Here is a 6,391-nt window from a genome sequence, read left to right as displayed (position 1 = left end):
GGCCGAGCTTCTTCCGGTTGTACGCGATGCCGGTGATCCCGGACTGCCAGGGGACACAGTGCTTGCGGCCGGGGTCGAAGGCGGGCTCGAGCAGCAGCGGGTCCAGGTGCTCGGCCACGTTCGGCTGGCGGTCGCGGTCCATTTCCTGGACCCAGCCGAGCCGTACGAAGCGGGAGCACATCCAGTCGCTGATGACGATGAGGTCGCGGCCGGTGGGCTGGCGGTTCATCAGCGCGGGGCTGATCTTGCCGAAGAACTCGTCGTTGTCGTTGATCTCCTCGGTGTACGTGACCGAGACGCCGGTGCGCTTCTCGAACGCGTCCAGCGTGGGCCGCTTCTGCTTGTCGTGGTCGTCGACGTCGATGTACAGCGGCCAGTTGGCGAAGGTGAGGGACCTGTCGGCGGCCGAGCGGTCGGGCGCCCCGCGCTCCCCGGCCCGTACGTACGCGGGCGGCACCCCGCACCCCGCCATCGCGGCCAGGATTCCGGCCGTACCGACACCTCTGAGCAGCGCACGCCGCGAAAGACGATCCATGTGAGGACTCTCACGCGGCGCGGGCCGGGGCGGCAACAGACAGATCGTCTGCCGCCGGGCCCCGGCCCGCGACGGTGTGTCAGGTGCCCCGCACGGCACCCGACTTGAGGCGGTACGGCACCGGCTCGACGCCGTACGGCGAACCGGCCGTCAGCCGTCCAGCGAGGTCATGACGTGCTTGACGCGGGTGTAGTCCTCGAAGCCGTAGGCGGAGAGGTCCTTGCCGTAGCCGGACTTCTTGAAGCCGCCGTGCGGCATCTCGGCGACGAGCGGGATGTGGGTGTTGATCCACACGCAGCCGAAGTCGAGCTTCTTGGACATCCGCATGGCGCGGGCGTGGTCCTTGGTCCACACCGAGGAGGCGAGCGCGTACTCCACGCCGTTGGCCCACTCGGTGGCCTGGTCCTCGTCGGTGAAGGACTGGACGGTGATGACCGGGCCGAAGACCTCGTTCTGGATGATCTCGTCGTCCTGCTTGAGGCCGGAGACGACGGTCGGCGCGAAGAAGTAGCCCTTGTCGCCGACCTGCTGGCCGCCCGCCTCGATCTTGGCGTGCGCGGGCAGCCGCTCGATGAAGCCCTTGACCTGCTTGAGCTGGTTGGCGTTGTTCAGCGGGCCGTAGAGCACGTCCTCGTCGTCGACCGCGCCGGTCTTGGTCTCCGAGGCGGCCTTGGCCAGCGCGGCGACGAACTCGTCGTGGATGGACTCCTGGACGAGCACGCGGGTGGCGGCCGTGCAGTCCTGGCCGGCGTTGAAGTATCCGGCGACGGAGATGTCCTCGACGGCCTTGGCGATGTCGGTGTCCTCGAAGACCACGACCGGGGCCTTGCCGCCCAGCTCCAGGTGGACCCGCTTGAGGTCCTTGGAGGCGGACTCGGCGACCTGCATGCCGGCCCGGACCGAGCCGGTGATGGAGGCCATCGCGGGGACCGGGTGCTCGACCATCAGGCGGCCGGTCTCGCGGTCGCCGCAGACGACGTTGAAGACGCCCTTGGAGTGGCCCAGCTCCTCCAGCACACCGCCGATGATCTCGCCGATGAGGACGGTGGACGCCGGGGTGGTGTCCGAGGGCTTGATGACGACGGTGTTGCCCGCCGCCATGGCCGGCGCGAACTTCCACACGGCCATCATCATCGGGTAGTTCCAGGGCGCGACCTGCGCGCAGACGCCCACCGGCTCGCGGCGGATGATGGAGGTCAGGCCCTCCATGTACTCGCCGGCCGAGCGGCCCTCCAGCATCCGCGCCGCACCGGCGAAGAAGCGGATCTGGTCCACCATCGGCGGGATCTCCTCGGAGCGTACGAGGGCGATCGGCTTGCCGCAGTTCTCCGACTCGGCGGCGATCAGCTCCTCGGCCCGCTCCTCGAAGCGGTCGGCGATCTTCAGGAGCACCTTCTGGCGCTCCGCCGGGATCAGGTCCCGCCAGGCCGGGAAGGCGGCTTCAGCGGCGGCCATCGCGGCGTCGACATCGGCGGCCGCGGACAGCGGCGCGGTGGCGTACACCTCGCCCGTCGCCGGGTTGACCACGTCAGTGGTGCGGCCGTCGGCGGCGTCCCGGAACTCCCCGTCGATGTAGTTGCGCAGACGGCGCAGTTCGGTGGTCACGTGCGACCCCTCCTGTCAGGTGTCCGGTGTCAGATGACCGGTGTCAGGTGTCCGGTGGTTGAGACGCCCACTCTAACCATGCAAGCCCCGTTTTCGACATACCCACGCGCCAGTAACAACGGATTCCGTGGCCTCCTCTTCAGTGAACAACTGATTTCGGCGAATCGGGCTTGCGCGACGGACGAGGCTCGTGCACAGTGAGGGGCGTGGCCACTCGTGACAGAAACGGCACTCCGTCGATCGACTCCGTCTCCCTGGCGATCATTGAGCAGCTCCAGGAGGACGGGCGCCGTCCGTACGCCGCGATCGGCAAGGCCGTGGGCCTGTCCGAGGCGGCCGTACGGCAACGCGTACAGAAGCTGCTCGACCAGGGTGTGATGCAGATCGTCGCCGTCACCGACCCCCTCACGGTCGGTTTCCGGCGGCAGGCAATGGTCGGAATCAACGTCGAGGGCGACGTCGATCCCGTGGCAGAGGCCCTCACGGGCATGTCCGAGGTCGAGTACTGCGTCGTCACCGCCGGCTCCTTCGACCTGCTGATCGAGGTCGTCTGCGAGGACGACGACCACCTCCTGGACGTGATCAACAAGCGCATCCGCACGCTGCCCGGCGTGCGGTCCACCGAGAGCTTCGTCTACATGAAGCTCAAGAAGCAGACCTACACCTGGGGAACGCGATAACCATGAGCGCCGACCTTTCGAAGACGGCGTACGACCACCTGTGGATGCACTTCACCCGCATGTCGTCGTACGAGAACGCCCCCGTGCCCACCATCGTCCGCGGTGAGGGCACCAACATCTACGACGACAAGGGCAAGCGCTACATCGACGGCCTCGCCGGCCTCTTCGTGGTCAACGCCGGCCACGGCCGGGTCGAGCTGGCCGAGACCGCGTACAAGCAGGCCCAGGAGCTCGCCTTCTTCCCGGTGTGGTCCTACGCCCACCCCAAGGCCGTCGAGCTCTCCGAGCGGCTGGCGAACTACGCCCCGGGCGACCTGAACAAGGTCTTCTTCACCACCGGCGGCGGCGAGGCAGTCGAGACCGCCTGGAAGCTCGCCAAGCAGTACTTCAAGCTCACCGGCAAGCCCACCAAGCACAAGGTCATATCCCGTGCGGTGGCCTACCACGGCACCCCGCAGGGCGCCCTGTCGATCACCGGCCTGCCGGGCCTGAAGGCCCCCTTCGAGCCGCTGGTCCCCGGCGCGCACAAGGTGCCGAACACCAACATCTACCGCGCCCCGCTCTTCGGCGACGACCCCGAGGCCTTCGGCCGCTGGGCCGCCGACCAGATCGAGCAGCAGATCCTCTTCGAGGGCCCGGAGACCGTCGCCGCGGTCTTCCTGGAGCCGGTGCAGAACGCCGGCGGCTGCTTCCCGCCGCCGCCCGGGTACTTCCAGCGCGTCCGCGAGATCTGCGACCAGTACGACGTGCTGCTCGTCTCCGACGAGGTCATCTGCGCGTTCGGCCGCCTGGGCACGATGTTCGCGTGCGACAAGTTCGGCTACGTCCCGGACATGATCACCTGCGCCAAGGGCATGACCTCGGGCTACTCCCCCATCGGCGCCTGCATCATCTCCGACCGCCTGGCCGAGCCGTTCTACAAGGGCGACAACACCTTCCTGCACGGCTACACCTTCGGCGGCCACCCGGTCTCCTCGGCCGTGGCGCTGGCGAACTTCGACATCTTCGAGCGCGAGGGCCTGAACAAGCACGTCCTGGAGAACGAGGGCAACTTCTACTCCACCCTCCAGAAGCTGCACGACCTGCCGATCGTCGGCGACGTCCGCGGCAACGGCTTCTTCTACGGCATCGAGCTCGTCAAGGACAAGGTCACCAAGGAGTCGTTCAACGACGAGGAGACCGAGCGCGTCCTCTACGGCTTCCTGTCCAAGGCGCTGTACGACGCCGGTCTGTATTGCCGTGCGGACGACCGCGGCGACCCGGTCATCCAGCTGGCCCCGCCGCTGATCGCCGACCAGTCGGTGTTCGACGAGATCGAGCAGATCCTGCGCGGCGTCCTCACGGAGGCGTGGACCAAGCTCTGATCCGCGGTACCGAGCTGTCCTCCCGGCCCTCACCGGGGGGAACCGGGCGGAGCGGGGCCACGGAACCCGCTCCGCCCGACCTGCTCCAGCGGTCTCTCCGGAAGAGCCCGTACAACGGAACAACAGGCGGCCGAGGTCACTCATTTCAAGCCATATGAGTGAACCTCGGCCGTCTTCCGTGCTGACCGGTGAATGGCGGGACCCGGCAGTACCTACCGTGCTTGTGACCGATACCCTCCATGGTCGTTCACCCGGTCAGGGGAACGAAGGACGCGAGCGAGCACGAGGTGCGCAGATGGTGGCCCCGCCCGACAACGACGTTCTATGGGCTCGCGGACTGCACCACGCCCACGGTCAGAGCCCCGCACTCACCGGCATCTCCCTCGGTGTGCGCGAAGGGGAGATCCTGGCCGTCACCGGTCCGCGCGGCAGCGGCAAGACCACGCTCCTGAAGTGCCTTTCCGGGCAGCTCGTCCCGGACAGCGGCGAGGTCTGGTTCAACAGCCACCCGGTCCACACGCTCTCCGCCACCAGCCGCGAACGGCTCCGGCTGGACCGTTTCGGCTGGGTCGGCACCGAGCCCCGGCTGGTCCCCGAGCTGACCGCGCGGGAGAACGCCGCGCTGCCGCTCCTGGTGCGCGGTGACGGCCGCAGGACCGCGATGCAGGCCGCCACCGAGTGGCTGGAGCGGCTGGACGTGGCGGACTGCGCCAAGCGACGGCCGGCGGCCCTGGACCGGTCGCAGCAGCAGCGCGTCGCCCTGGCCCGCGCGCTGGCCACCGGTCCGCAGGTGCTCTTCGCCGACGAGCCGACCGCGCCGCTGCACCGCGCCGACGCGGCCCAGGTGCTCCGTACGATCGTCAACGCCGCCCGCAGCCACGCCATCAGCGTCGTGCTGGCCACCCAGGAAGCGGAAGCGGCCACCCTCGCCGACCGCACCCTCGCCCTGCTGGACGGCCGGCGGGCCGGCGCCGGCCGGGCCGAGGGCCCCGCAGAGACGGAAGGCAGGGAAGAGTGCTCGCTCTCCGTCTAGCCCGGGGCGCGCGCCCGGCGGTACAGCTGCGCCGCCTGCTGGTCGCCGTCGCGGCGGCCGGCACGGCCCTGCTGCTGCTCGCCACGCTCGGCCACGCCGTCGACACCCCGCGGGACGCCGCCGGCTCCGCGCTGCGGCTGGCCTGGTGCCTGGTCCCGCTCGCCGCCACCGCGCAGCTCGCCGTCGCGGTGGCCCGTACGGACCCGGCGGCCCGGCTCCGCGAGGGCATGGCCGCCGCCGGCCTCGGCCCGGTCCGGCTCACCCTGGTCGCCGCCGCCTCCACTCTGCTGGCCTGCGCGCTGGGCAGCGTGCTGGCCCTGCTGGTCTTCCTGCGGCTCCGCGGCGACCTGGGCGGCACGCCGGTCGGCCCGGCGGCGCTGCTCGGCCGCGGCCCGCTCCCGTACGCCGCGGTCGGCGTGCTGCTCGCGGCCGTGCCCCTGGTGGCCGCCGCGGCGACCGCCGTGGCGCTCCGGCCCGGCCGGAACACCCCGTCGGCGCCGTGCGCCGACGACCCGCCCCGCACGGACACCGCCACCCCGGCGGGCCTGCCCTGGGGCATCGCGCTCACCGCCGCCGGGCTCGCCCTGGAGGTGTACGCAGCGGGCCACACCGGTCCGGGCGCCCGGCTGCTGCCGCTGCCCGGCGGCGCCGTCACCGGCGAGGTGGGCGTGCTGACCGGCTGGCTGCTGTCGGCGGCCGGACTGGTGCTGGCCGCGCCCGGCCTGGTGCACCTGATCGGGCGCGTCCTGAGCATGGGCCGCAGCGGTGCCGTGCGGCTGCTGGCCGGCCGGGTGCTCCAGGAGGAGTCCCGCCGGCTGGGCCGCCCGCTCGGCGTCCTGATGGCGGCGGCGTCCGGCGCGTACGCCGGGTACGTCCTCTACGGCCCCGGCACGCTGCCCCTGCACGGCCACGGGGCCCACGGCTCCCTCGGCCCGCTGACCGCGCTCGGCGCTGGCCTGGTGCTGGCCTGCACGGTGTTCAGCGTCCTCGCCACCGTCGCCGAGTCCCGCACGGCCCGCACCGCCACCACGGAGGCGCTCCGCCGCCTCGGCACCCCCGCCGGCCTCCTCCGCCGTGCGGCCGCCCTCCGCGCGTCCGTCCTGGTCGTGATCCTGGCGGCGGTCACGGGCGGGGTCGCCCACCTGGCGGCGGGACCACTGGGGGGCTGACCGCA

The 6,391-nt window shown here is 71.0% G+C and carries 5 protein-coding genes and 1 pseudogene; 4 read left to right on the top strand and 2 right to left on the bottom strand.

All coding sequences use genetic code 11. From position 1 onward, the window contains the following. Both C3486_RS35830 and C3486_RS35825 read right to left on the bottom strand, forming a co-directional pair. Positions 1 to 535: pseudogene (locus C3486_RS35830) on the bottom strand (spermidine/putrescine ABC transporter substrate-binding protein); the annotation flags it as partial. Positions 536 to 685: 150 nt separating this feature from the next. After that, complete coding sequence (locus tag C3486_RS35825; RefSeq protein WP_103837039.1) at positions 686 to 2,140, bottom strand: gamma-aminobutyraldehyde dehydrogenase; 1,455 nt, start codon at positions 2,138 to 2,140, stop codon at positions 686 to 688. A 206-nt stretch (positions 2,141 to 2,346) separates the two neighbouring features. On the opposite strand from C3486_RS35825, the gene C3486_RS35820 reads away from it, so the two are divergent. From C3486_RS35820 to C3486_RS35805, 4 genes are all read left to right on the top strand, one after another. After that, the gene (locus tag C3486_RS35820; RefSeq protein ID WP_037773605.1) at positions 2,347 to 2,820 is read left to right on the top strand and encodes an Lrp/AsnC family transcriptional regulator; all 474 of its coding nucleotides are present in this window, start codon (positions 2,347 to 2,349) and stop codon (positions 2,818 to 2,820) included. 2 nt (positions 2,821 to 2,822) lie between these two features. After that, positions 2,823 to 4,184 (top strand): aspartate aminotransferase family protein, encoded by a 1,362-nt coding sequence (locus C3486_RS35815; RefSeq protein ID WP_103837038.1) that lies wholly within the window; start codon positions 2,823 to 2,825, stop codon positions 4,182 to 4,184. Positions 4,185 to 4,479: 295 nt separating this feature from the next. Beyond that, on the top strand, positions 4,480 to 5,217 hold the full coding sequence (locus C3486_RS35810) for an ABC transporter ATP-binding protein (protein WP_103837037.1): 738 nt from the start codon (positions 4,480 to 4,482) through the stop codon (positions 5,215 to 5,217). Then, a complete protein-coding gene (locus tag C3486_RS35805) occupies positions 5,199 to 6,386 on the top strand; it encodes a hypothetical protein (protein WP_103837036.1) in 1,188 nt (395 codons plus the stop codon). Before C3486_RS35810 ends, C3486_RS35805 begins: the two co-directional genes overlap by 19 nt. Positions 6,387 to 6,391 lie beyond the last annotated feature (5 nt).

Origin of the sequence: Streptomyces sp. Ru73 (assembly GCF_002920575.1) — a bacterium.
In the GTDB taxonomy this organism is placed as follows: Bacteria; Actinomycetota; Actinomycetes; order Streptomycetales; family Streptomycetaceae; genus Streptomyces.
Note: the sequence above shows the minus strand (reverse complement) of the source record. Positions and strands in the feature narration are given on the sequence as shown.